Annotated in this window: 1 protein-coding gene; it reads right to left on the bottom strand. The window is 70.3% G+C overall.

The window, feature by feature from the left end; genetic code table 11:
• Nucleotides 1-291 precede the first annotated feature (291 nt).
• Complete coding sequence (locus tag GA707_RS20600; protein ID WP_226964014.1) at nt 292-1,401, bottom strand: IS110 family transposase; 1,110 nt, start codon at nt 1,399-1,401, stop codon at nt 292-294.
• Nucleotides 1,402-1,510: the final 109 nt, after the last annotated feature.

The raw sequence follows: 1,510 nt of genomic DNA, 5'->3' as shown, positions 1-1,510 counted from the left end.
CTGATATGTAGGGACTTCCTGTCAAGTGGCGGGGTGAGGCGCCCGTCCCCGGGATGTGGGGGCGGGCGCCTCGGTGCTTCGTGTGCCGGTGGTGGTGGAGCGTGTCGTTGTCGACGCGCGGTCGAGGCTGATATGCGCGGGTTGGGTACCGCAAGACGGTGTTCGGCTGGAGCGATTCCGCTTGTCTAGGGACGAGCATGGCCACCGGGTGGGGGCTGCTCATAGTCAGCCGGGCGGGTCACTCCACGCGCTGCCGCCAGCACCTTGCTGGCTCACGAAGCGGTCTGGGGGTCAGTCCTCCTCGAGGACCGCCAGGGACCAGCACCAGCCGGCGAGTTCGCGGGCGATGCCGACGTTGGCGATCGAGGGCTTCTTGTTGCGCTGCGTGAAGGTGACCCAGCGGGCGTGCAGGCGCCGGTTGCCGAGATCACCGCGGGCGCGTGCCGCGGCCGGGGCCAGGTCCCACCGGTCGCGAAGGGTCTTGCCGATGGTGTAGCGCCTCTGGTGGTGCCAGGCGGCCTCGACCAGGAGCCGGCGGGCGTGACCATTGCCGGTCTTGGTGATCGCTCCCTGGCTGCGGCTCGCGCCGGAGGAGGACTCGGAAGGGACCAGGCCGAGGAAGGCGCCGATGCTGGAGCCGGTGAACCGGTGCCAGTCGCCGATCTCGACGGCCAGGGCGAACCCGGTCAAGGTCGCGATCCCGCGCAGGCAGCCCAGCCGATGCACCAGGGCAGTGAACTCGCTGTCCGCGGCCATCTCCGCGATGGCGGCATCGAGACGGTCGCGGCGGGCGGTGGTGGCCAGCACGTTCTCGTAGTAGGCGTCGAAGGTCAGCACCTGAGCATGGGCGCCCAGCTGCGGCAACGCCACCTTCCGCAGCCACACGTCGTGGACGCCGGTCCACGCCCGCCCGCCGGAGTACACGATCCCGTGCCGCAGCAGCAGCTTGGAGAGACGATGCCGGGCCCGCATCAGGTCCCCACGGCAGTCCTCCCGGGCACGGACCAGGTCGCGCGCCGCTTCGGTCGACTCCGTGGGCACCGCCACCGGCGTGGTCTCGCCTAGGCGCAGCAGCCGAGCCAGGTGGATCGCGTCCTTGGCGTCGGTCTTGACCCGGTCTCCGGCCGGGCGCTGCAGCTTGCTCGGCGCGACGACCTCGCACCGGATCCCTGCTGAGGTCAGGTCCCGGTACAGCCCGAACCCTGTCGGGCCGGCCTCGTACGCCACCGCGACCGGACCCTCCAGCTTGCCAAGCCAGGACCTGATCTCCTCGAACGAGGGCGTCAGCCTCGCCTGAAGCAACTCACCGCTCACGCCATCGATCGCCGCTGCCGCGACCGATCGTGCGTGCACATCCAGCCCAACACTCGTACGCTCGGTAAACACCGGGGCCTCCCACATCTGTCGGATAGGCCGAGCAGGCGGCCCCTGCTCGGTAACCCACGAGCATCTGTGCGCGGGGCCCCGGCCCGCAACCAGCCCACCAGGCCGGTCACCTCATAGCGTCTAG

The organism is Nostocoides sp. F2B08, from assembly GCF_009184895.1.
Taxonomy (GTDB): Bacteria; Actinomycetota; Actinomycetes; order Actinomycetales; family Dermatophilaceae; genus F2B08.
This window is presented reverse-complemented; position numbering and strand designations above follow the sequence as displayed.

Coding starts and splice junctions, on each gene's coding strand:
- GA707_RS20600 (WP_226964014.1), bottom strand. CDS start 1,401: ATGTGGGAGGCCCCGGTGTTTACCGAGCGTACGAGTGTTGGGCTGGAT.